This is a genomic window from Humidesulfovibrio idahonensis (assembly GCF_054657715.1).
In genome coordinates, this window is the sequence record NZ_BAAHYE010000002.1 from 1,216,538 (window position 1) to 1,238,962 (window position 22,425).

Below are 22,425 nucleotides of genomic sequence, written 5' to 3' on the forward strand. Positions count from 1 at the left end.
CTCATCCCGCAAATGCTTTGCGCCGACTCGGCCCGTCTAGTCTTTGCAGAGGCGGACGACCTCGGCCGCGATGGCCGTGAGCGGCATGACCTTGTGCACGCCGCCGTGCTTGATGGCTTCCGCGGGCATGCCGAAGACCACGCACGAGGCTTCGTCCTGGGCGATGGTGTATGCCCCGCCGTCGAACATCTCGCGCATGCCTTTGGCCCCGTCGTCGCCCATGCCGGTCATGATGACGCCAACCGCGTTTTTGCCCGCGTAGCGCGCCCCGGAGCGGAAGAGCACATCCACGGAAGGCCTGTGGCGCGACACCAACGGCCCGTCCTTTACCTCCACATGATAGCGGGTGCCACTGCGCTTGAGCAGCATGTGCTTGCTGCCGGGGGCGATGAGCGCCTGGCCGCGCAAAAGCGTGTCGTTGTCCTGTGCCTCGCGCACGTTGATGCGGCAGACGCCGTCCAAACGCTTGGCGAAGGCGGCGGTGAAATGCTCGGGCATGTGCTGCACAACGGCAATGGCCGGGCAGTCCAGCGGCAGGGCCGAAAGGAAGGTCAACAACGCCTCTGTGCCGCCGGTGGAGGCGCCAACGAGCACGACCTTTTCCGTGGTGCGCAGGTTGAAATTGCCGGGCTGGGCCTTGGCGAGAATGACGTCGGCATCGAGCTTGGGCGCCACCTTGAGGGGCGAGGAGGCGGAAACCGCGCGCACCTTGGCCTGTGCGGCCGCGCGCACGGCATCGATGATGCGGATGCGCGATTCCTCAAGGAACTGTTTGGTGCCGATCTTGGGCTTGGTGATGATCTCCACGGCGCCGTATTCCAGGGCGCGAAAGGTGGTCTCGTCGCCGTCCACCGCAAGCGAGGAGCAGATGACCACGGGAATGGGATGCTGGGCCATGAGCTTGCGCAAAAATGTCAGGCCGTCCATGCGCGGCATTTCAATATCCAGGGTGATGACGTCCGGAATCTGCTCACGCATTTTCTCGGCCGCGGCCAGCGGATCAGCCACCGCGCCGATGACCGTGATGCCCGGATCGGACTTCAGGATCTCCATGAGCGTCTGACGCACAAGGGCCGAGTCGTCGACCACCAGAACTCGAATGGGTTTGCCCATCAGCGCGCTCCTCTCCATTGCCGCATTCTATACACGTTTGTATACCGTGGGTGCGACAGGTTCAAGGGGCAAGTCCATTCCCGCCAGGCTCTCGGAATGGCCGATGAACAGATATCCGCCCACGGCCAGCTTGCGGCAAAAACGCGAAAAGAGCGTCTCCTGCGTCTGTCTGTCGAAATAGATGACCACGTTGCGGCAGAAAATGATGTCGAGCTGGCCGTCGAAGGAGAACTCCTCCATGAAATTGAGACGGCGGAAGCGCACGCGGTTGCGCGCCTCCGGTCCGATGCGCACCAGCCTGCGCGCATGGTCCTTGCTGCGCAGCAAGTAGCGCTTGCGGTACTCGGGCGGGATGGGTCCGATCTTCGTTTCCGGATAAATGGCGCGCACGGCCATGCGCAGCACCTGGGTGCTGATGTCCGTGGCGAGGATGCTGAAGTTGAAGCCGTCGTTCAGCCTGGCGAATTCGCTCAACACCATGGCCAGGGTGTACGGCTCCTCGCCGGAGGAGCAGCCAGCGCTCCAGATGTTCACCCCGCGTGGCGAAGCTCTCCGCGCGTGCAGGTCGGGAAGCACGGCGTTGGTCAAAAGCTCAAAGTGCTTGGGTTCGCGAAAAAAATCCGTGGTGTTGGTGGTCACCACGTCCACAAGGTTCACCAGCTCTTCTTCCATGCCGCGCGGGCTGAAGAGATACTCGCAATATTCCTCATGGGTGGACATGTTGAGCTCGCGCAGGCGCTTTTGCAGCCTGGCCTCAAGAAGGGTCTTCTTGGTGGCGGGCATCTTGATGCCCAGCTCGGATTTGATGAACTCGCTGAAGCGCTCGAAAATCTTCGCGTCCATGTGCGCCAAGCCCATGCCCTCCGCAGCGCACTGCGGTTTGGACTTTGCCGAGGAGCCTTGAGCGGTCATAAGCAAGCGGCCTTCATGGTCAGACGGCGTTGTCGGCGACCACGGAGCGCACGAGCCGCGGGACGTCGAGGATGAGGGCCAGACTGCCGTCGCCCTTGATGGTTGCGCCGGAGATGCCTTCCACGTCGCGGTACACGCGGCCCAGAGACTTGATGACGGTCTGGTGCTCGCCGATGACATGGTCGACCACGATGCCGATGCGGCGTCCCTCGACCCCGGTGATCACGATCTGCTCGATCTCCGGGGCCTCGCCTTCGACCTCGAACCAGCGGCGCAGGCTGATGTAGGGCACCAGCTCGCCGCGCAGATTGATGATGCGCTTGCGACCGGTGGGGTCCACGTCCTGCTGGTGCAGCTCCACGCACTCCTCCACCAGCGAAAGGGGGATGACGAAGAAGCCGTCGCCCACCTGGACCTGCAAGCCCTCGATGATGGCCAGGGTCAGCGGCAGGCGGATGGTGATGGTGGTGCCGTGGCCAAGCTCGCTCTTGATCTCGATTGCGCCGCGCAGGGAGTCGATGGCGCGGTGCACCACGTCCATGCCCACGCCCCGGCCGGAAATGCTGGTGACTTTCTCCGCCGTGGAGAAGCCGGGCTGAAAGATCAGCTTCAGGGTCTCATGGTCGGAAAGTTCGGAGTCGGCGGCGATGATGCCTTTTTCCACGGCCTTGGCGCGAATGGCCGCGGGGTCCATGCCCTTGCCGTCGTCGGTGATGCGGATGAGCACTTCGGAGCCGGAGTGCTCGGCCTCGAGCAGGATAAGGCCCTGGGGACGCTTGCCCGCGGCCTTGCGCTCCTCGGGCATGTCGATGCCGTGGTCGATGCTGTTGCGCAGCAGGTGCACCAGGGGATCGCCCAGGCGCTCCAGCACGGTCTTGTCGAGCTCGGTCTCTTCGCCGCGGGTCACAAGCTCAATGTCTTTGCCGAGTTCGGAGGACAAATCGCGAACGAGGCGGCGGAATTTGCTGAAGGCAGAACCGATGGGCAGCATGCGGATGCCCAGGGTGCTGTCGCGCAGGTCCGCGCTCAGGCGCTCAAGCTGCTCGGCCAGTGTCGTCAGCAGCGGGTCGCCGCGCTCGGAGACGATTTGCGAAATCTGGGCCTGCACAATGACCAGCTCGCCCACAAGATCGACCAGGGTGTCGAGCTTGTCCGCGGCAACGCGCAGGCTGTTGCCGGAATCCTTGAGCGGGGTCCGGGCGGGCTGCGCCTCGCGCGCGGGTGCGGCGGGGGTGTCGGCTGGTTTTGCCTTGGGCGGCGGCGAGGGGGCCGCAGGCGCCGGGGAGCTGGCTTGTCCAGCGCCGGAGATGGCGACCGCGGGCGCGACAGGAGCGGAAACCTCGGGCGCAGCAACGTCATCGTGCTGCGTGGCGGGCGGGGAAGCAAGCGCCTGTGAGGCGGCACGCTCGTCATCGTCCGGAAAACGTCCGTCCGGATCGGCCTGGGCGATGTCCACGTCAAGGTCGATGTCCGTGAAGAAAAAGAGGTCTTGAATGGCGGAGACGCCCGCCGCCGTTTTCAGCAGCACCTCCCAGGACAGGTACAGCGTCCTGGGGTCCAGCGTCTCCAGTTCCGGGATGCGGCTCTCGTCCGCCTGCACGGAGCACTCGCCCAAGGCGCGCAGATCCTCGAAAAGCGGGTCAAGGTTCAGCTCCTTGTCCACCTTGGGGTCGCGCGGGCGGATGCGGATGCGGTAGGCGACGGCGGTTTCGGACGCGGCATCTGCGGCGGCCATCATTGCGGCGGCGGCTTCGTCATCCGGATCAGGAATGCTCTGGGCTTGCGGCTCCGGCGAAGCGCAGGCCGGGGCATCCGTGGCGTTGCGGATGGGTTGGCCAGAGAGCAAGGCGCGCACGTCGCACTGGATCTCCTCGCCCTTTTCCTCGCTGCCGTTGCCATTCTCATCCACGCCGTTCAACAAGCCCAGGATATGGTCGCGCGCAGCGAAAGAGGTCGTGATGAGATCGCGCGTGACGACAAGCTCGGTGTTGCGGACCTTGTCAAACACGTTTTCCAGCGAATGGGTGAAGTTGGCGATGTCGTCGAAACCGAACATCGCGCCCGAACCCTTGATGGTGTGCAGGGCGCGGAACACGCGGTTCACCAGGTCCAGGTCCTGCGGCGAGTCCTCCAGTTCGAGCAAGGTTGTGTCGAGTTCCGCGAGGAGGTCCAGGGCCTCTTCCCGAAAAATCGCACGACTTTCATCATCGGACATCACAGGGAACTCCAGGGGACGGACTGCTCAGACACCACTTCAGGCCGCGCATGCGGCATGGACGACACAAGCCAAAGGCAACAGCCAGGGACAATGGCGCGCTTTGGAGGTCGGCGCATGTCCAGCGCTACAGACACTAGCCCCAGGCCAGAAAAAAAGCAATGCACACCGGACGTTCTATGAACACCGGCCATGGCATATCCCTTTACCTGCCAGCGGCATCCAGCACATCGAACTTGGCAAATTTCATGACGAACGAGGCGCGGCCCTGCGTGGCGGAGCGCAGCACGGTGGAAAAGCCGAACAGCTGGCCCAAGGCCGCAAAGGCCTGCACGAGCTTCTGCCCGCCGCGGTCCTGGATATTCTCGATCTTTGCGCCTTTGGAGCCAAGCAGCCCGACCACCTCGCCGATGAAGGCGTCCGGCGCGCTCACCTCGACCCACATGATGGGCTCCAGAAGCATGGACGAGGCCTCGGCAAGGGCGCGCTTGAGGGTCATGGCCGCCGCCATGCGGTACCCGGCCGCGCTCGACTCGCCCTCGCGCCGGGGCATGTCCAGCACGCGCACGCGCACGTCCTGCACAGGGTAGCCGCCAAGAACGCCGCAGTTCAGGCCATCCGCCAGCCCTTCGGCCACGGCTTCGCTCCAGGCCTGAGGATACTGGGCGCGGTCGAGCTCGAACTGCACGACCTGCCCGGCCCCGCGCGGCAAAGGCTCGATGGCCAGGCGCACCGCGCCGTAATGCAGCACCTCGCCCAGCTCGCGGTGGAACTCCTCCTGCACCTCGGCCGTGCCCGTCACGGTCTCCTGATACACCACCTGCGGCTTGCCCGTGCGCGGCTTGAGCCCGTGCTCGCGGGCCATGCGCTCCAACAGCACCTCAAGGTGCAGCTCGCCCATGCCCGACAAGATGACCTGCCCGGTGTCGGCGTCGCGCGCAACCGTCAGGGTCGGGTCCTCCAAAAGATAGCGCTGCAACACTTCGTCGAGCTTGTCCGCCTCTTCGGCGTTCTTCGGCTCAATGGCCAGGGAGATGACCGGCTTGTAGTCCGCTATCTGCTCCAGCAGGATGGCATCGTCCTTGCGCGCGAGGGTGTCGCCCGTGCGGCCGAAGCGCATTCCCGCGGCCGCGACGATCTCGCCGGCCTTGGCCACCTCGATCTTCTCCCGGCGGTCCGCATGGAGGCGAAACAGCCGTGCCACGCGCTCCTCTGTGCCGTGGGTGACGTTGAGGACCGTCTCCCCTTCCGTCAGGCACCCGGAATAGATGCGCAGAAAAGACTGCTTGCGGCCGGACTCCATGACGACCTTGAACACCAGGGCCGAAAGGGGCGCTTCCGGATCGGCCGGGAAACTCTTGGGCAGATGCGTGGCCGGGTCCACGCCGGCCTGCTGGGGCACATCAAGGGGGCTTGGCAGATAGGCGCAAATGGCGTCCATAAGCGGCTGCACGCCGGCGTTTTTCAGCGCCGACCCGACAAATACGGGCACAAGCTTCAAGTTGATGACGGCGGAGCGGATGGCCGCGTCGATGGCCTCGGGCGCGATGTGCTCGCCGGAAAGATAGGCGTTCATGACACCCTCGTCCGTGTCGGCGAGGGTCTCCAGCATTTTTTCCCGCCAGGGAGCCACGCGCTCCAACTCCAGCGGGGTGAGGGGCAGGCGCGTGTACTCCGCGCCACGGCTGTCGGCGTCGAACACAAGCCGCTCCAAGCGCACAAGGTCGAACACGCCGCGAAAATCCGCGCCCTCGCCGTCCGGCGCCTGCACGGCCAGCGTGTTGACGCCAAGCTTCTCATGCATGGACTGCAGCACCGCGGCGTAGTCCGCGCCGAGCCGGTCGATCTTGTTGACGAAGGCCAGCTTGGGCACATGGTAGCTTTCGCTCTGCCGCCACACGGTCTCGGACTGCGGCTCCACGCCGCTGACCGCGCAGAACACGCCCACGGCCCCGTCGAGCACGCGCAGGGAGCGCTCCACCTCGACGGTGAAGTCCACGTGTCCCGGGGTGTCGATGAGGTTCACCGTGTGGCCGAGCCACTGGCAGGAGGTGACGGCCGAGGCGATGGTGATGCCGCGCTCCTGCTCCTCGGGCATGAAGTCCATGGTGGCGGTGCCCTCGTGGACTTCTCCCAGGCGGTGGATGCGCCCGGCGTAGAACAGGATGCGCTCTGACAGGGTGGTCTTGCCCGCGTCGATGTGCGCGATGATGCCGATATTGCGGATGCTGTGCAGATATTTGGCGGAAATCGGCTTTTTGCTCACGGTCTGCGGCCTCGCGTGTGCTGAAGGATCAGGGAGTCGTGCTGAAGATTTGCCGCTGGCGGACAAACAGGTCCGGGGCGAGTTCGGGCCAGCACCACAGGCCGAGGCACGTCTCCGTGACCGTGACAAGCGCCCTGCCCTGCCCGGAGCGCGCCTGCGGCACCAGGTCGAGGTCGCGGTGCGCGGCATGAAAATGCTTCCAGGCGGTTTCATCCGCAACGGCCTTGCGCGCGCCCGGCGCCACCCCGCCAATCTCGAAATTGAGGAGCCCGTACAGAAGCGACACATCAAGAGGGGGGAACTGGTGCGATTCGTCGCGCCACAAGCCGCAGACACGCGGCGGCCGCAGAGCGGCCAGGCGCAGGGAGGAGGCGTCCAGGGCCTGGGCCAAGGCGGGCTGGCCGAGCATGTGCCGGAAAGACGCCGTGTCCGGATACAGCACAACGCCGGGTTCGCCGCTGGCGGCGCAGTCGGCCAGCAGCCGCTGCAGCAGCACCGGGCCGACCGCGGCGACGCTCTCCTGCCCGGCCAGTTCGCAGGCGACCAGCAGGCTGTCGGGAATATCGGACTTCTTGCCCACGCGGCACACGAGCACCTGGGGCACGCGCGCGCACAGGGCGGGCAGCAGGGCGGCAAGGAACAACGCCGGGGCATCCAGGTCGTGGTCCATCAGGAGCAGCACTAACAGCGCGGGCTCCTGCGAACGCTGGCGGGTGAAGAGTTCGAAGCGCTCCTGCGTGGCCAGGCTGATGGGCTGTGCGGGCTGCCACAGGGCATACTGCCTGGCGATGACGCACTTCAGCAGCGCGCGCCTGTCGTCGGCCAGGGCGTTGTACGCTTTGGCGAAGCGGCCATCGGGAAGCAGGTGCGGTTCAAACCAGTCCGGCGGGGACCAGCCCGTGGGCTCAAAACAGGGGAAACGAGACTCCATGCCGGGCCGACTCCAAGAGAAGAGTGGACATTACAGCCATTTCAAGAGGCGCTTCCAGGTCCACTGCACCCGCTCGCGCTCTTCTTCGGACAGGGCCTTCTGATACTCGAAATAGGAGTACTCGGCCTGCTTGCGCACATAGTCCTTGAACTCGACGACATCGCCGTAGTTTTCAAGGATGTACAGATAGCGGTGCCAGGCAGAACCGTATTTCTCCGTGCGCCAGAAGAAGTCGGCCACAAAAATCTCATGTTCCGCAAGGATCTTGCGGCACGTGTAGATATTCTCCTTGGTGGCCTTGGCGAACTCCGACTTGGGGTAGGACTCCTCGAGACGGTAGAAAAGCTCAAGTGCTTCTTTCACATTATCCTGGCGCAGATCAATGGTGCGGAACTGCTTCAGGTTCGCCTGGCCCATCTGGAACAGCACGTAAGGAATCTGCGGGCTGGTGGGGTGCAGGGTCTCGAATTCCTTGTAGGCGTCCACGGCCTCGGGGTACTTGGCGTCCAGGTAGTAGGCGTCGCCAAGGGCGATCTGGGCCTTGGTGGTCAGCGGGCTGAAAGGATAGCGGTCGTTGAGCTTGATGAAGTTCTCGGCCGCGCGCGAGTAGCGCTTGTCCTGCATGTAGTCCATGCCGGATTCAAAGAGCTCTTGCGCCGTGTCCTCCGCAGGGGGCAAAAAATAGTAGTCGATGAGCCCGCAGGAGGAGATCAGCGGCAGCAGGAGCAGCAAGAAGACCGCGATAAGGCGCTTAGGCATGCAGGCTTTCCAGATAGGCGTAGGCCGCAGTGGCCGCAGTGGCGCCATCGCCGACCGCGGTCGCCACTTGGCGGCAGTTTTTGCTGCGAACGTCGCCCGCGGCGAAAAAGCCCGGCAGGTTGGTGCGCATTTCACAATCGGTGTTGACGAATCCGGCCTTGTCGCGGTCGAGGCCAGCGGGCACAAAGGAGGCGACGGGTTCAAAACCGACGAACACGAACACGCCGTCAACCGGCAGTTCGCTCTTGTCACCGGTCTTGACGTCGGTGAGGGCCACGCTGGTTACGCCCTTGAAGGGGTCGCCCTTGATTTCGTCCACAATGGTGCTGCGCAGAATCTTGATCTTGGGGTTGAGCTCGCACTTGCTCTGGTAGCACTTGCAGCCGCGGAACTCGTCGCGGCGGTGGATGAGGTAGAGCTTGTCCACCAGGCGCGCCAGGTACAGCGATTCCTCAAGGGCGGAGTTGCCGCCGCCGATGACGGCCACGGTCTTGCCTTTGAAGAAATTGCCGTCGCACAGGGCGCAGTAAGAAACGCCGCGGCCGGAGTACATCTCCTCGCCCGGGGTGCCCACGTGCTTGTAGCGCGCGCCGGTGCACAAGATCACGGCCTTGGCCTCCAGCGTTTCGTCGCCGACCTGGATGACGTAGCCGCCGTTCTGCGCGGTGATGCTCTTGACCTCGTCCGAGTGGCGGGCAAGCTCGTAATTGGACAGATGCTCCACGAACTTGTCGACAAGTTCGTAGCCCTTCACGGCCTTGGGATAACCGGGATAATTCTCGATCTCCTCGGTCATGAGCACTTGCCCGCCGGGAGAGAGCTTCTCCACCAGCGCCGTGTTCACACCGGCCCGCACGAGGTACAAAGCGGCGGTGAGCCCGGCAGGCCCACCGCCAATGACGACAGCGTCGTAGGTATTCATCGTTCCCTTACGCCTTTTTGGCGATCATGTCCTTGATGCTGCTCTTGGAAACGGCGCCGGTGGACTGGTCCACAACTTCGCCGCCCTTGAAAAGGATCAGGGTGGGGATGGCGCGGATTCCGAAACGGCTGGGGCTGGCGGAATTCTCGTCAACGTTCATTTTGCAGATCTTGACCTTGCCCTCGAGCTCGGTGGCAAGCTCGTCGATGATCGGTCCCATGGCGCGGCAAGGGCCACACCACGGAGCCCAAAAATCGACCAAAACAGGCACGGGGCTCTGCAAAACTTCCTGCTCGAAATTGCCGTCAGTCACCTGGGTAGCCATATTCACTCCTTGGGGTCAATAGTCACGTAGAGTTACACTCAGTTGCAGCGGCACGGCGAGGTGCGAAAGAGGCCATGCCACATTCTGTTTAAACTAGTTCCGCACACGGCTTCTGTCAAGCCGGAACCCCGCGCCGTTACTGCGCCGAACGCGTCCAATCCTCAGGAACGGCACGTCCGCGCGGCACGGATTCGAGGTCCAGGCCGTGGCGGTATCCGGCCTTGAGGGCGAGGCTGCCCGCGTGAGCGATCATGGAGGCGTTGTCGGTGCACAGCGCCGGACTGGGCAGGTGCAGGGCCAGGCCATGCCCGCGCGCCACGTTGGCCATGGCCGCGCGCACATGGGAGTTGGCGGCCACCCCGCCCGCAACCACCAGGGAAACAAGCCCGGCCTCCCGCTCCAGCGCACGCTCCACCTTGATGCGCAGGGTCTCGGCCACGGCGTAGTTGAAGGACGCGGCCACCAGGGCCAACTCGGCCGGGTGTCCGGCCAGGGCCAGGGCGCCATTCTTCTGCAGGGCGTCGGCATCGGGCATGGCGCCATAGGCCAGGTGCGGCCGCTTGGCCAGATGCTCGGCCACGGAGGTTTTGAGGCCGCTGAAGCTGAAGTCCAGGTTGTCGTTGTGGGTGTAGGCCAGGGGAAAAAGCCTGTGATCAGGCTCCACGCCCCGGCTCAAGTCGTCCAGGTAGCGCCCGCCGGGATACGGCAGGTTGAGCAGCTTGGCGACCTTGTCAAAGGCTTCGCCCGCAGCGTCGTCCAGGGTGCGTCCCAAAAGCGAGAACTTGGTCGGCGAATCAATGCGGTAGATGTGCGTGTGTCCGCCGGAGACAAGCAGGCCCAGGGCCGGGAAGCGCATTTCCTGCTCCAGTCCGGCGGCGAGAAGATGCGCGTGCAGATGGTTCACGCCGATGAGCGTTGCGCTTGTGGCCAGGCACAGGCCCTTGGCGAAGCTGAGCCCCACCAGCAGGCTGCCCAGCAGCCCTGGGCCGCGCGCCACGGCGATGGCGTCGATGTCTTGCGGCACAACGCCAGCCCTGGCGAGCAGATCGCGGAAGAGCACAGGCAGCATGCGCTGGTGCTCGCGGGAGGCTATCTCCGGCACAACGCCGCCGAAAACGGCATGGATGTCCGTCTGCGATGCCAGCGCCTCCGACACGAGCGAGCCGTCGCGCACAAGGGCGACGCCGGTTTCGTCGCAGGAGGTCTCGACGCCGAGAACAAGCACGGGATCAGGCCTGCTGGGCCTTTTCGTAAATGGCCCGCACCTGCTCCACGTCCTTCTTGGATCCCACGAACAGAGGCACGCGCTGGTGCAGGTGCTCGGGCACGATGTCCAGAATGCGGTTCATGCCGTCCGTGGCCATGCCGCCCGCCTGCTCGACGATGAAGGCCATGGGCGCGGCCTCGCACATCAGGCGCAGCTTGCCGCTGGGCTTGCTCGGATCGCGGTTGTCCGAGGGGTACATGAAGATGCCGCCGTAGATGAGATTGCGGTGGAAGTCGGACACGAGGGAGCCGATGTAGCGCAGGCTGTAGGGCTTCTTGCGCGTCATGCCGGCGGCCTTGAAATGCGCCAGCACCTCCAGGGTGGGCTCGTCCCAGTAGTGGTAATAGCCTTCGTTCACGGAGTAGATGTTGCCCTGCTCCGGAATGCGGATGTTCGGGTGCGAGAGCAGAAACTCGCCCACGCTGGGGTCGAGGGTGAAGCCGTTGACGCCGTCGCCCGTGGTGAAGACCATCATGGTGGAGGAGCCGTAGAGGATGTAGCCCGCTGCGACCTGGTCGGCGCCCTTTTGCAGGTAGTCGCTCGCCAGCAGGCGCGAGTCGCTGGGGCTGCGGCGGCGGTAGATGGAGAAAATGGTGCCGATGCTCACGTTGGCGTCGATGTTCGAGGAGCCGTCCAGCGGATCGAAGATGACGAAGTAGTCGCCGGTGGGCAAACCGTCCGGAATCTCGATGATGTCGGCGTTTTCCTCAGAGGCCATGGCGCACAGCGCGCCGCAGCGCGAAAGGCGGTGGATGAGCACGCGGTTGGCGAAGTCGTCGAGCTTCTTCACTTCCTCGCCCTGGACGTTGATCTCGCCGGTGAAGCCGAGCACGTCCACGAGTCCGGCCTTGCTCACCTCGCGGGTGATGATCTTGGCCGAGAGGATGAGCTCGTTGAACAAGCGGGTGAAGCGGCCTGTGGCCATGGGCACCTGCTTCTGGTGCAGGAGCAGGTGCTCGGTGACGGTGATCTGCTGGGACATGGGGGGGCCTCCGCGAGCGCGATGTTGCGCTGAGCCGTTAAGAGTTGCCGCCAAAGAACGGCAGAGAAAACCCTTTGTCCTCGAATGAGGCGTTGGCGCTCTCCGTCGCATAGACGAAGAGATCGCGTCCGATGAAACGCGCCAGCCAGGTGTACTGCTTGCCGCCGGCCATGACCGTGCCGTGGATCTTTTCCTTCATGATCGTGACCCAGTCCGTGCCGAGCAGTTCCTCGGACCCCGGGTGCTGGGCGTTCTCGGCAGTCCAAATCTTTTTGGCGCGGGGGTCGATGATGAGCAATTCCTGGGGCTGCGGGCAGAAGGTGAACAACACGCGCGGATCGAAATGCACCACATGCAGCCCGACGAACTCGGCGCCATCATAGTTGGGCATGCCGAAATACAGCTCCGGCCCAAAGGCCGTGTAATCCACCACGGTCTTGACCATGGTCTCACGCCAGATGGATTCGAACACCAGGGGCTCGCTGAAGCGCTTCAGGGGGACAGGCGGCTTGCGCGTCAGGATGTCGCCCTTGGCGTCGGCCACAATGACGCCGTCCACCCAGGGAAAGCGGTGCAGCAGCGCGTCCATCCACTGTTCCTCGGGCCGCGAGTCGATGCTCGTGACATAGCGCGTGAGCGCCATGACCTTGGCATCCACGGGCGAGAACAGCAGCGCCAGCTTTTCCTGGTTCGGGTTGTTCCATTTGTAGCGGTCCACTTCGATGCGCGGCGCAGGGTTTATGAAGTCGCGCGTGTCGCGCATGGTGGAGCGCATGTGGCTGACGCTGGTGTCCCAGTTGGGGGCAACGGCGCCGCACCCGGAAAAGGCCGAGAAGATGATGACGGTGAAAAGCGCAAGGCACAGGCCGCGCAGCACGCGCAGGCGGCGGGAAGACAGAATCCGCTCAAACATGTGGTATGACCTCGATCCGGTAATCAAGCCTGGATGCGGGACTCGAGGCGGGCGGCCAGGGCTTCCAGGGTGCTCATCAAGCGATTCTTGGCGTGCTTGCCAAAGGGATCCTCGTCCATCACGGCCTTGGGCTCGGCCTCGGCCTGGGGAGCGGCGGCAAGGCTCTCTTCCAGGGTTTTGATGCGCCCTGTGAGTTCAGCCTTTTCCGGTCCTTCCTGGGTGCGCCCCCAGAGTTCGCGATAAATGCCGAGCGCGCCGCCGAAATCGCCCTGGCTGGCGAGCAGTTCGGCCATGGTGCGCGTGCGGAAGCTGCTGGGCTCCGGGGTCGGGCCTTCATAGGGCGCGTCCGGGCTGTCGTCGGACAAGTGCGACGCACCGCCCGCGGCAGGGCCGGCCGGGGTGGAAATATCCTGCGGCACGCTCCGCACGCGCTCTGCCAAGCTGGTAGGCTGCGCCTCAAGCGAGGGGGCGGCCGGAGCGACGGATGAAGGAGCGGCGACTGCTGCGGCCGGTTTGGCCTGGGCGCGCGGCGCCTTCGGCGCGGCCTTGAGCGGACCGAGAAGCCGGTCGGTGATGGAATGCAGCCCCTCAATGAGCACGTCCGTCCATTTGACGGGCTTTTCCGTGAAGTGCGAGGCCACAAGCATGAGGAACACGGAGAAGTCCCTGTCCTTTTCCGCGGTCTGCTGCGCCCAGAGGGTCCAGAAAGCAGGGTAGCGCTCCAGGGGCTTGATGACCAGGGCCAAATGGGCCTGGGCTTCGTCGTGGCGCTCCAGGCGCGAGAGCACCTGAATCAGCAGCAGCCGGGCCTCCATGGAGTCCGGGTGCCTGTCGAGCCCCTGCTTGAGGGTTTTCTCGGCGTCTTCATACTGGCCGAACTCAACAAAGAGCTTGGCCAGCGGGAAAAAGATCCGCGAGCCAGGCTCCAGCGCCAGAACCTCTTGGTACCACTCAATCTTTCTTCTCATCGTCCACGGCCCCCTGGGGTACGTCGATCTGTCCGGAGAAGATATACAACACTTCGTTTTCTTTCACGTAGTTCATACGCTCGCGGACGACTTTCTCTTGGTATGCGCGGTCTGACTTGAGACGGCGTATCTCGTTGCTCAATTCCAGGCTGCGGGCGTCCACTTCCCGCAGCTGGTCTTCCAGCTTCACGGAGCGGTTGCGCATGTTCATGTAGGCGATGATGCCGTGCTCGCTCCAAATGAGGCGAAACAACAGCACCACGTTGACTACGATCAACACGCCGAGCAAAAAACGCCGGGCCATTCGTCCTTCTCACTGCAAACGCGGAGAGCCGGACCTTCCGGACCGGGTTTTGGCGAGCGGCCCGCGCAGCTCTTCCAGAAAATTGGCCGTAGCGTTCTCCACGCGTTCCACATCGTCCTCGTTAAGCGCCACGGTATCAATGCGCTGCAAAAAATCCTTGAGCACACCGAACTCTTCCAGCAGGCTTTTGCCGAACTCTATCTTCTCCAATTCCGGCTCAAGATCCAATATGGTCTCAAGACAATTGGAGATGCGCGCCATGTGGCTGGTGTACGCCCTGTTCATATCCTGCTCCGAAGCCGTCTTATCGAAAGCTGTCCCGTAGCGTCGCGCTTGGGTCATTCAGCTTGTAACCAGTTTTTATAGAAATTGTACAGATAATTCCCGCCGGAAAAAACTGTAAGTGCAAGGGCTATATACAGAATAAACATGCCCAACGGAATCGGGTCGAATCCGAAAATGGGATAATGGGCCAAGAGTGGCGCAAGGGCCAAACTTTGCGCGATCGTCTTCATCTTGCCGTACCTGTCCGCGGCGATGACAACGCCCTTGTCCGCCGCGACGCCGCGCATTCCGGTAACAGCGATCTCGCGGCAGATGATGACTACGACAATCCAGGCGTCCACCCAGCCAAGCTCCACCAGCATGATGAGAACCGAGCTGATGAGCAGCTTGTCGGCCAGGGGATCAAGGAACTTGCCAAGGTTGGTGATGAGGTTCTGACGCCTCGCCACGTAGCCGTCGGCCATGTCCGTCAGCGAGGCGAGGATGAACACCCCGGCCGAGGCATAGGCCAAAAGCACGGTCTGAAACGTGTGCTCCAGATATAAAAGCACCACGATGACCGGCACCGCAAAGATGCGGGCCAGGGTGAGCATGTTGGCCAAATTAAGCGGCATTGCCAAACAACCGTCCCTATCTGTGCACAGTGGAGGCTGCCTCCAGGCTGGTCTGCGCGGCCAGGGCAACGCGTTCGCCAAGGGCCAGCAAGGCGCGCTTGGCCGGGAAGTCGCCGTCCATAAGCACCACGGGCGTGCCCACATCGCCGGCGACCACGGTCGCCGGGTCCAGGGGAATGGCGCCCAGGAACTCCAATCCATACTGCTCGGCCAGGGCCTTGCCGCCGCCCTTCTTGAACAGGTCGATCTCCTTGCCGCAATGGGGGCAAGCCAGACCGCTCATGTTCTCGACCACGCCCAGGATGTTGGCCTGGGCATACTGCAGAAAGTTGATGGCCTTGCGCACATCGGCCAAAGACACCTCCTGCGGGGTGGTGACCACCACGGCCAGGGCCTCGGGGATGAGCTTCAGCACGGTCATGGGTTCGTCGCCGGTGCCCGGAGGCGAATCGACCACCAGAAAGTCCAGGTCGCCCCACTGCACGTCGGAGATGAACTGGCGGATGGCCGAGGTCTTCATGGGGCCGCGCCACAGCACGGCCTGATCCGGGTCGAGCAGGAGCGACTCCATGGAGACAACATGCAGATTATCGTTATATTTCTTCGGCTTCACCAAGCTGCCGCGGTCGGTCTCAAGCTGGCCGGTAAGGCCGAGCAGGCGCGGCACGCTGGGGCCGTGGATGTCCACGTCCATGAGGCCGACCTTGAAGCCGCGCGCGGCCAAGGCTGCGGCGATGTTGACGGAAACGGAGCTTTTGCCCACGCCGCCCTTGCCGCTCATGACGAACAGCTTGTAGCGGATGCGCTCCAGGGTCATGGTGATGAGCTGGTCCTGCAAGGCGGTTTTGGCGCTCGCATCGCCCGAGGAACAGGAACCTCCGGAACATGAACTCACAGTGCACTCTCCATTGCTGCAAATTGCGGCAAGCGCCGCGAAAAGAAAAGTATGTACGATTTTTAGCGGCGTGTAAATCTCAGAGACGCCGGACCTCCGCGGCGGGATGCAGGCGGCTACCAGCCGTGCTTGCCCACAAGATCGACAAAGGCCACGGGGCAGATGTCGCTGCGGCAGATACCCCGGTCCGTTTTTTCAACCAGCACCAGGCACTGCACGCGGCGCGCAACCCCGACAGGCATGACCAGCCTGCCGCCCACGGCCAGCTGATCCACAAGGGGCTGCGGCACTTCCGGTCCGCCCGCCGTCACGATGACGCGGTCGAAGGGGGCGGCGCTGGGCCAGCCCAGGGTGCCGTCGTCCTGCTTCACATGCACGTTGAAAAGCCCCATGCCGAGCAACCGTTCACGCGCGCCGGCACAAAGCTTCGGAATGCGTTCGACCGTGTGCACGTCGGCGCCGAGCTTGGCCAGCACCGCGGCCTGGTAGCCGGACCCGGTGCCTATCTCCAGAACCTTGGCGCCCGGCGATACCTGGAGGATTTCGCTCATAAGGGCGACCATGTACGGCTGGGAAATGGTCTGACCTTCGCCAATGGGCAGGGGCTTGTCCAGGTAGGCCTGGCTGGCCATGGCTTCCTCGACGAACAGATGCCGGGGCAGTTCGCTCATGGCGGCAATGACGCGCGCATCGGTTATTCCGCGCGCCACGAGCTGCTCCGCGACCATGCGGTCGCGCTGTCTTTTGGGGTCAACCCGCAATGCCGCTCCTCCCCTTTGCCGTGCCGGTGAAATTATTCCAGGCCGTGCAGACCAGATTTCGCCAGGCAAGTCAACACGGGCCTGCGCGCTCTTGACACTAAGCCCCTTTCCCTTAACAATCGGACATGGAGCTGAACCACCTCAGTCATTACTGCCAGAGCGCCAAGGAGCAGCCATGTACAAGATACGAGAACTGATGACCACCCCCGTCTACTCCTTGCGGGAAACCGACACCCTGCAAAGCGCGCGGGTGCTCATGGACAAGAAGCGCATCCGCCACGTGCCCATCACCGGCGCGGACAACCGCTTTCTCGGCCTCATCACCAACCGCGACGTGCTGGCCAACACGGTTTCGCATCTGGCGAACATCGACCCCGCAACACAGGACGAGATCGACGCGGGCATTCCCCTGCAGGAGATCATGCGCACCGACGTGCATACGCTGGCCCCGGACCAGGCCGTACGCGAAGCGGCGCACATTTTGTACCATCATAAGTACGGCTGCCTCCCGGTGGTGGAGGACGGCAAGCTTGTGGGCATCATCACCGAAGCCGACTTCCTCCAGCTCACCATCCAGTTGCTCGACGCCATGGATCAGGCCGAGACGGTCTGATCCGCCTTCGCGGTCAATGCGGACAAGCCTTTGCGCACCGGCCAGGGCCGTTGCAATCGCACGTCCTTGTTCCAAAACCTTTCGCCCCAAAGAGCCATGAAACTGCATCCCATGCCCAAGAACAGCTCCAGCAACGTCCTGAACATCCGCAAACGCCACACACCCGACAGAAGCGGCCCAGGCCACTTCATGCGCAACCTCGCCATTATCTGCGTTCTGGCCCTGGTGGGCCTCGCCGTCTTCATCCTGCTGCGCGACGGCAGCGCGCCTGTGCTCAAGCTGACGCCGCAAACCGGCGCGGCCTCGTACACCACCAACTTCACCCTCAACCTGAGCAGCGCACGCGCCGGTCTCAAAGAGGTCGTCATCACCGCCACCCAGGACGGCAAGCGCGTTGAAGTGCTGCGGCGCAGCTTTCCGGACAAGCAGCTGGCCCACGCCGAGGCCTTCCGCCTCCCGCGGGACGCCAAATTCCGGGAAGGACCGCTTGAGCTCGCCATCACCGTACGCGACAACGCCCTGCTCTCCTTTCTCGGCCGTGGCAAAACGAGCCTGGTGCAGAACCTCACCCTCGACTTCACGCCGCCCCGCCTTTCCGTCAACCCCGGCATCCACAACGTGAATCAGGGTGGCGGCGGCGTGGTGAGCTACACCGTGTCCAAGCAGGTGGAGCGCACCGGCGTCATGGTGGGCGAACGCTTCTTCCCGGCCTTCCAGCAGAAGGGCGGAGAATTCCTGTGCTACTTCGCCATGCCCTATGACATGCCTCCGGCGAACTTCAAGCCCAAGGTCGTGGCCCAGGACAAGGCGGGCAACGAAGCAACCCAGTCCATCAACGTGCTGGCCATTCCCAAGGTCTTCAAGTCGGACAAGCTGAACATTCCCGACGAATTCCTCAACGACAAGATGAGCCAGTACTCCGCCATGTACCCGGAGCTGAAAACCCCGCTGGACATCTACAAGCGCGTCAACACGGAACTGCGCAAGCAGAACGAGGCCGACCTGCTCAAGATCGGCCAGGACACCTCCCCCACTCCGCTGTGGTCCGGACCCTTCCTGCGGCTGCCCGCGGCCGCCGGCCGCGCCGGGTTCGGCGATCAGCGCGACTACTATTACAACGGCGAGAAGATCGACCACCAGACGCACATGGGCGTGGACCTGGCCAGCGTGGCCAACGCCCCGGTGCCCGCTGCCAACGCCGGGCGCATCGTCTACGCCGGGTTCTTCGGCATCTACGGCAACTGCGTCATCATCGACCACGGACTGGGCCTGCAAAGCCTGTACTCGCACCTGAGCGAGATCATCGTCGCCAAGGGCACCGATGTGAAGAAAGGGCAGATCATCGCCAAGACGGGCGCCACGGGCCTGGCCGGCGGCGACCATCTGCACTTCGGCATGATCGTCTCCGGCGTGCAGGTGAGCCCCGTGGAATGGTGGGACGAGCACTGGATCAAGGACAACATCATCAAGCACGTGACCAAATAGGCCGCGCGCCGAGACGACAAGAAAAAGGCCGGGGAGACCCGGCCTTTTTTATTGGCGAACGTTTGCAGAGAGCTAGTGCGTGGGCCGCTGGTATTCTTCCTTCACCAGCAGGTCGCTCAAGGGCGAGATGTTGTCGCGGCCACAAAAGAGCGCGCTGGAATTGCCGCACTCCAGGGCCTGCTCCAGCACCGTGTCCACGGTCTCGACAGGAATGATCTTGAGGTCCTTCAGGATCTCATCGGGCACTTCCTTGAGGTCCTTCTCGTTCTCCGCCGGGATGAACACCGTGCCGACCAGGCCGCGGTGGGCGGCGAGGAGCTTCTCGCGCAGGCCGCCGATGGGTAGCACGCGGCCACGCAGCGTGATCTCGCCGGTCATGGCCACATCGTTGCGCACCGGGATGTTCAACAGCGCCGAGACGATGGAGGTCGCCAGGGCCACGCCGGCCGAGGGGCCGTCCTTGGGCGTCGCGCCCTCGGGCACGTGCACGTGGATGTCGATCTCCTTGTGGAAGTCGCGCTTGAGGCCGAAGAGGTCCGAGCGGGAACGCAGGTAAGAGAGCGCCGCGCGGGCGGACTCCTGCATGACCTCGCCGAGCTTGCCGGTGATCTCCACCTTGCCGGAGCCGCTCATGAGCACGACCTCGACCAGCAGCAGCTCGCCGCCCATCTGGGTCCAGGCCAAGCCGGTGGTGACGCCCACCTGGGCCTTCTCCTCGCGCTCCTCGTGGCGGTACTTCTGCACGCCGAGGAAATTGCCGATGTTCTGCCGGTTCACGGGCACGCTGGTGACGTTCTTGTCCTCGACGATCTTCATGGCCACCTTGCGGCACAGGGAGGCTATCTCGCGCTCCAGGTTGCGCACGCCCGCCTCACGCGTGTAGCGGCGGATGATCTCCAGCATGGCGTTGTCGGAGATGGTCATGTTCTCTTCGGTCAGGCCGTGCAGCTCGCGCTGCTTGCCCAACAAGAACTGCTTGGCGATCTTGAGCTTTTCCGTCTCCAGGTAGCCCGGCAGGCGGATGATCTCCATGCGGTCGCGCAGGGGCAAGGGTATGGAGTCCAGCGTGTTGGCCGTGGTGATGAAGAACACCTTGGACAGATCGTAGTCCAGGTCCAGGTAGTGGTCGTTGAAGGCGTAGTTCTGCTCCGGGTCGAGCACCTCAAGCAGCGCGGAAGACGGGTCGCCCCGGAAGTCCGTGCTCATCTTGTCCACTTCGTCCAGACAGATGACCGGGTTGTTGAACTTGCAGCGCCGGAGGGAATGGATGATCTTGCCCGGCAGCGCGCCGACGTAGGTGCGCCGGTGGCCGCGGATCTCGGCCTCGTCGCGCACGCCGCCAAGGGAGATGCGCACGAACTCGCGGTCCATGGCCCGAGAGATGGACTTGGCGATGGAGGTCTTGCCGACGCCCGGGGGGCCCACAAGGCACAGGATGGGGCCCTTCATGGACTTCACCAGGCTCAAGACGGCGATGTACTCAAGGATGCGCTCCTTGGGCTTTTCCAGGCCGTAGTGGTCCTCGTCCAGCACCGTGCGGGCGTGGGCGATGTTCAGGTCGGATTCCTTCAACACGCCCCAGGGCAGGTCCAGAATCCAGTCCACGTAGTTGCGCACCACGGTGTATTCCGCGCTGGAAGGCTGCATCTGCTTGAGCTTGCGGATCTCTTTCTTGACCCGGTCGCGCGACTCGTCGGACATGATCTTTTCGTCCAGGCGCTTTTCAAGCTCCACGGCCTCGGCCATGGGATCGTCTTCGCGGCCCATCTCCTTGTGGATGGCCTTCATCTGCTCGTTCAGGTAATACTCGCGCTGGTTCTTCTCCATCTGGCCCTTGACGCGGCCCTTGACGCGCTTTTCGATGGACGCGATCTCGATCTCGCCCATGAGCAGCTCGTAGACGTATTCCAAGCGCTTGGCGCCGTCGGGTATCTCCAGGGCGCGCTGCTTGCGCTCAAAATCCACCTTCAGGTGCGGCATCACCGCATCGGCCAGGGTGCCCGGCTCACGCAGGGCGGCCATGGCCAGAATGGACTCTGGCGCAAGCTTCTTGTTGTTGCGGGCGTAGGTTTCGAGCGATTCGTTCACGGCGCGGATGAGCGCGTCGCCCTCGCCCTTGTCGCCGTGGATGTCCTCAAGCCTGTCCACGCGCACAAGGGGGAAGTCGCCGGCATCCGCCGGGTCGGTTTCCAGGATGTGCCAGTTGGCGCGGTACAGCCCTTCGAACAGCACCTTGATGGTGCCGTCGGGCAAGCGCAGCATCTGCAAAATGCGGCTCACCGTGCCCACGGCGAAGAGATCGCCGGCTTCGGGCTTCTCTTTTTCCGGGGTGCGCTGGGTCACCAGGAAGATGTGCTTGTCGTGCAGGGCGATGGCGCTCTCAATGGCTTTGATGGAAGCCTCGCGCCCGACGAACAGGGGCACGATGGAGCGCGGGAACATCACCACCTCGCGCAACGACATGAGAGGCAACACGGAATCGTCCGGCTGGGAATCGCGTTCCAGAGCGTCGTAGTCGGTCATGCATGCTCCTTAGGGCCGTGGCCGGGCTGGTTCAAAGGTCTGGCGGGGCAAATGGCCGAATGTCCGTATGCTCCTTCCATAACCTCCGGGCGGCGATTGTCAAAGGCCGAAAGCGCCTATCAGGCGCTCTTGACCTCCTGATGGTACAGAATCATGGGCTCCATGCCCTTCTCGATGACCGCGCTGTTGATGACGCACTCCTTGACGCCCGTTAAGGACGGCAGCTTGTACATGATGTCCAGCATGGTCGATTCGAGCACGTTGCGCAGGCCGCGGGCGCCGGTCTTGCGGGCGATGGCCTGCTCGGCGATGGCCTTGAGCGCGTTCTCGGTGAAGCGCAGGCCCACCTTGTCCAGTTCGAACAGCTTCTGGTACTGCTTCACCAGCGCGTTCTTGGGCTCGGTGAGGATGCGCACCAAGTCCTCGCTGGTCAGCTCGTCCAGGGCGGTGACGATGGGAATGCGGCCGACGAACTCGGGGATGAGGCCGAACTTGATGAGGTCGTTGGGCTGGCTTAAGGCCAGCATCTCGCCCACGGCCAAATCCTTCTTGCTCTCCACCTTGCCGCCAAAGCCCATGCTGGCGCCCTGCATGCGCTGCTGGATCATCTTGTCGAGCCCGATGAACGCCCCGCCCAGAATGAACAGGATGTTCGAGGTGTTCATGCGGATGAATTCCTGCTGCGGGTGCTTGCGGCCCCCCTTGGGAGGAATGTTGGCCTCGGTGCCCTCGATGATCTTGAGCAGGGCCTGCTGCACGCCCTCGCCCGAAACGTCGCGGGTGATGGACGGGCTGTCGCCCTTGCGCGCGATCTTGTCGATCTCGTCGATGTAGATGATGCCGCGGCTGGCGGCGTCGATGTCGTAGTCGGCGTTCTGCAACAGCGCCACGAGGATGTTCTCCACGTCCTCGCCCACGTAGCCGGCCTCGGTGAGGGTGGTGGCGTCGGCGATGGCGAAGGGCACCTTGAGGATGCGCGCAAGGGTCTGCGCCAAGAGCGTCTTGCCGGAACCGGTGGGGCCGATCAAGAGGATGTTGCTCTTGTCGATCTCCACGTCGTCCTTGTTGTTCTGGGCGTAGAACACGCGCTTATAGTGGTTGTGCACCGCGACCGAGAGGATCTTCTTGGCGTTGGTCTGCCCGATGACATACTGGTCGAGCAGCGCCTTGATCTCCTGCGGGGGCAGCAGGCGCACGTCGCCAGCGGACTCGCTCACGTGCTCCTGGGCGATGATGTCGTTGCACAGGCCCACGCACTCGTCGCAAATATAGACGTCGGGCCCGGCGATGAGCCGCTGCACGTCAACCTGGCTCTTGCCGCAAAAGGAGCAGGCGAGGTCAGTGGGCGAACCGGTCTTTTTCCTGTTCATGA

The 22,425-nt window shown here is 63.5% G+C and carries 21 protein-coding genes; 2 read left to right on the forward strand and 19 right to left on the reverse strand.

The window, feature by feature from the left end:
• Positions 1-36: 36 nt before the first annotated feature.
• The 17 genes from ACYQ4W_RS05980 to ACYQ4W_RS06060 all read right to left on the reverse strand — a co-directional run bounded on the left by ACYQ4W_RS05980 (position 37) and on the right by ACYQ4W_RS06060 (position 16,432).
• Positions 37-1,113 (reverse strand): protein-glutamate methylesterase/protein-glutamine glutaminase, encoded by a 1,077-nt coding sequence (locus ACYQ4W_RS05980; RefSeq protein ID WP_459853996.1) that lies wholly within the window; start codon positions 1,111-1,113, stop codon positions 37-39.
• A gap of 27 nt (positions 1,114-1,140) precedes the next feature.
• The gene (locus ACYQ4W_RS05985) at positions 1,141-2,025 is read right to left on the reverse strand and encodes a CheR family methyltransferase (RefSeq protein ID WP_459853999.1); all 885 of its coding nucleotides are present in this window, start codon (positions 2,023-2,025) and stop codon (positions 1,141-1,143) included.
• 19 nt (positions 2,026-2,044) lie between these two features.
• On the reverse strand, positions 2,045-4,240 hold the full coding sequence (locus tag ACYQ4W_RS05990; RefSeq protein WP_459854001.1) for a chemotaxis protein CheA: 2,196 nt from the start codon (positions 4,238-4,240) through the stop codon (positions 2,045-2,047).
• 205 nt (positions 4,241-4,445) lie between these two features.
• A complete protein-coding gene (fusA, locus tag ACYQ4W_RS05995) occupies positions 4,446-6,506 on the reverse strand; it encodes an elongation factor G (protein WP_459854004.1) in 2,061 nt (686 codons plus the stop codon).
• 28 nt (positions 6,507-6,534) lie between these two features.
• Positions 6,535-7,437, reverse strand: a complete 903-nt coding sequence (locus ACYQ4W_RS06000; protein ID WP_459854007.1) for a hypothetical protein — start codon at positions 7,435-7,437, stop codon at positions 6,535-6,537.
• A 30-nt stretch (positions 7,438-7,467) separates the two neighbouring features.
• The gene (locus ACYQ4W_RS06005) at positions 7,468-8,196 is read right to left on the reverse strand and encodes an outer membrane protein assembly factor BamD (protein ID WP_459854010.1); all 729 of its coding nucleotides are present in this window, start codon (positions 8,194-8,196) and stop codon (positions 7,468-7,470) included.
• On the reverse strand, positions 8,189-9,118 hold the full coding sequence (trxB, locus tag ACYQ4W_RS06010) for a thioredoxin-disulfide reductase (RefSeq protein WP_459854012.1): 930 nt from the start codon (positions 9,116-9,118) through the stop codon (positions 8,189-8,191). Before trxB ends, ACYQ4W_RS06005 begins: the two co-directional genes overlap by 8 nt.
• A gap of 7 nt (positions 9,119-9,125) precedes the next feature.
• Positions 9,126-9,443: a thioredoxin gene (gene trxA / locus ACYQ4W_RS06015; protein WP_459854015.1), complete on the reverse strand. Its 318-nt coding sequence runs from the start codon at positions 9,441-9,443 to the stop codon at positions 9,126-9,128.
• 136 nt (positions 9,444-9,579) lie between these two features.
• The gene (tsaD, locus tag ACYQ4W_RS06020; RefSeq protein ID WP_459854017.1) at positions 9,580-10,668 is read right to left on the reverse strand and encodes a tRNA (adenosine(37)-N6)-threonylcarbamoyltransferase complex transferase subunit TsaD; all 1,089 of its coding nucleotides are present in this window, start codon (positions 10,666-10,668) and stop codon (positions 9,580-9,582) included.
• Positions 10,669-10,672: 4 nt separating this feature from the next.
• Positions 10,673-11,692, reverse strand: a complete 1,020-nt coding sequence (fbp, locus tag ACYQ4W_RS06025; RefSeq protein WP_459854019.1) for a class 1 fructose-bisphosphatase — start codon at positions 11,690-11,692, stop codon at positions 10,673-10,675.
• Between the two features lie 37 nt (positions 11,693-11,729).
• Positions 11,730-12,605 (reverse strand): hypothetical protein, encoded by an 876-nt coding sequence (locus ACYQ4W_RS06030; RefSeq protein WP_459854021.1) that lies wholly within the window; start codon positions 12,603-12,605, stop codon positions 11,730-11,732.
• A 23-nt stretch (positions 12,606-12,628) separates the two neighbouring features.
• Positions 12,629-13,573, reverse strand: coding sequence for a tetratricopeptide repeat protein (locus ACYQ4W_RS06035; RefSeq protein WP_459854023.1), 945 nt, complete (start codon positions 13,571-13,573; stop codon positions 12,629-12,631).
• Positions 13,557-13,877: an FtsB family cell division protein gene (locus ACYQ4W_RS06040; protein ID WP_459854025.1), complete on the reverse strand. Its 321-nt coding sequence runs from the start codon at positions 13,875-13,877 to the stop codon at positions 13,557-13,559. Before ACYQ4W_RS06040 ends, ACYQ4W_RS06035 begins: the two co-directional genes overlap by 17 nt.
• A gap of 9 nt (positions 13,878-13,886) precedes the next feature.
• Positions 13,887-14,162 (reverse strand): hypothetical protein, encoded by a 276-nt coding sequence (locus ACYQ4W_RS06045; RefSeq protein WP_459854027.1) that lies wholly within the window; start codon positions 14,160-14,162, stop codon positions 13,887-13,889.
• A gap of 53 nt (positions 14,163-14,215) precedes the next feature.
• The gene (gene pgsA / locus ACYQ4W_RS06050) at positions 14,216-14,776 is read right to left on the reverse strand and encodes a CDP-diacylglycerol--glycerol-3-phosphate 3-phosphatidyltransferase (RefSeq protein ID WP_459854029.1); all 561 of its coding nucleotides are present in this window, start codon (positions 14,774-14,776) and stop codon (positions 14,216-14,218) included.
• Positions 14,777-14,792: 16 nt separating this feature from the next.
• A complete protein-coding gene (locus tag ACYQ4W_RS06055) occupies positions 14,793-15,671 on the reverse strand; it encodes a P-loop NTPase (RefSeq protein ID WP_459854031.1) in 879 nt (292 codons plus the stop codon).
• Between the two features lie 116 nt (positions 15,672-15,787).
• A complete protein-coding gene (locus ACYQ4W_RS06060) occupies positions 15,788-16,432 on the reverse strand; it encodes a protein-L-isoaspartate(D-aspartate) O-methyltransferase (RefSeq protein ID WP_459854033.1) in 645 nt (214 codons plus the stop codon).
• 175 nt (positions 16,433-16,607) lie between these two features.
• Here ACYQ4W_RS06060 and ACYQ4W_RS06065 point away from each other — a divergent pair, with 175 nt between their 5' ends.
• Positions 16,608-17,045, forward strand: coding sequence for a CBS domain-containing protein (locus tag ACYQ4W_RS06065; protein ID WP_459854035.1), 438 nt, complete (start codon positions 16,608-16,610; stop codon positions 17,043-17,045).
• A gap of 96 nt (positions 17,046-17,141) precedes the next feature.
• Positions 17,142-18,530, forward strand: coding sequence for a M23 family metallopeptidase (locus ACYQ4W_RS06070; RefSeq protein WP_459854037.1), 1,389 nt, complete (start codon positions 17,142-17,144; stop codon positions 18,528-18,530).
• A 72-nt stretch (positions 18,531-18,602) separates the two neighbouring features.
• Here the strand turns inward: ACYQ4W_RS06070 and lon are convergent, their stop codons facing one another.
• Together lon and clpX are read right to left on the reverse strand one after the other, a co-directional pair.
• Complete coding sequence (gene lon, locus ACYQ4W_RS06075) at positions 18,603-21,053, reverse strand: endopeptidase La (protein ID WP_459854039.1); 2,451 nt, start codon at positions 21,051-21,053, stop codon at positions 18,603-18,605.
• Positions 21,054-21,172: 119 nt separating this feature from the next.
• Positions 21,173-22,423: an ATP-dependent Clp protease ATP-binding subunit ClpX gene (clpX, locus tag ACYQ4W_RS06080; RefSeq protein ID WP_459854041.1), complete on the reverse strand. Its 1,251-nt coding sequence runs from the start codon at positions 22,421-22,423 to the stop codon at positions 21,173-21,175.
• Positions 22,424-22,425: the final 2 nt, after the last annotated feature.

Coding starts and splice junctions, on each gene's coding strand:
- ACYQ4W_RS06045 (WP_459854027.1), bottom strand. CDS start 14,162: ATGAACAGGGCGTACACCAGCCACATGGCGCGCATCTCCAATTGTCTT.
- lon (WP_459854039.1), bottom strand. CDS start 21,053: ATGACCGACTACGACGCTCTGGAACGCGATTCCCAGCCGGACGATTCC.
- ACYQ4W_RS06005 (WP_459854010.1), bottom strand. CDS start 8,196: ATGCCTAAGCGCCTTATCGCGGTCTTCTTGCTGCTCCTGCTGCCGCTG.
- fbp (WP_459854019.1), bottom strand. CDS start 11,692: ATGTCCCAGCAGATCACCGTCACCGAGCACCTGCTCCTGCACCAGAAG.
- trxA (WP_459854015.1), bottom strand. CDS start 9,443: ATGGCTACCCAGGTGACTGACGGCAATTTCGAGCAGGAAGTTTTGCAG.
- pgsA (WP_459854029.1), bottom strand. CDS start 14,776: ATGCCGCTTAATTTGGCCAACATGCTCACCCTGGCCCGCATCTTTGCG.
- ACYQ4W_RS06040 (WP_459854025.1), bottom strand. CDS start 13,877: ATGGCCCGGCGTTTTTTGCTCGGCGTGTTGATCGTAGTCAACGTGGTG.
- trxB (WP_459854012.1), bottom strand. CDS start 9,118: ATGAATACCTACGACGCTGTCGTCATTGGCGGTGGGCCTGCCGGGCTC.
- clpX (WP_459854041.1), bottom strand. CDS start 22,423: ATGAACAGGAAAAAGACCGGTTCGCCCACTGACCTCGCCTGCTCCTTT.
- ACYQ4W_RS06030 (WP_459854021.1), bottom strand. CDS start 12,605: ATGTTTGAGCGGATTCTGTCTTCCCGCCGCCTGCGCGTGCTGCGCGGC.
- ACYQ4W_RS05980 (WP_459853996.1), bottom strand. CDS start 1,113: ATGGGCAAACCCATTCGAGTTCTGGTGGTCGACGACTCGGCCCTTGTG.
- ACYQ4W_RS05985 (WP_459853999.1), bottom strand. CDS start 2,025: ATGACCGCTCAAGGCTCCTCGGCAAAGTCCAAACCGCAGTGCGCTGCG.
- ACYQ4W_RS06035 (WP_459854023.1), bottom strand. CDS start 13,573: ATGAGAAGAAAGATTGAGTGGTACCAAGAGGTTCTGGCGCTGGAGCCT.
- ACYQ4W_RS06000 (WP_459854007.1), bottom strand. CDS start 7,437: ATGGAGTCTCGTTTCCCCTGTTTTGAGCCCACGGGCTGGTCCCCGCCG.
- ACYQ4W_RS05990 (WP_459854001.1), bottom strand. CDS start 4,240: ATGTCCGATGATGAAAGTCGTGCGATTTTTCGGGAAGAGGCCCTGGAC.
- ACYQ4W_RS06070 (WP_459854037.1), top strand. CDS start 17,142: ATGAAACTGCATCCCATGCCCAAGAACAGCTCCAGCAACGTCCTGAAC.
- ACYQ4W_RS06065 (WP_459854035.1), top strand. CDS start 16,608: ATGTACAAGATACGAGAACTGATGACCACCCCCGTCTACTCCTTGCGG.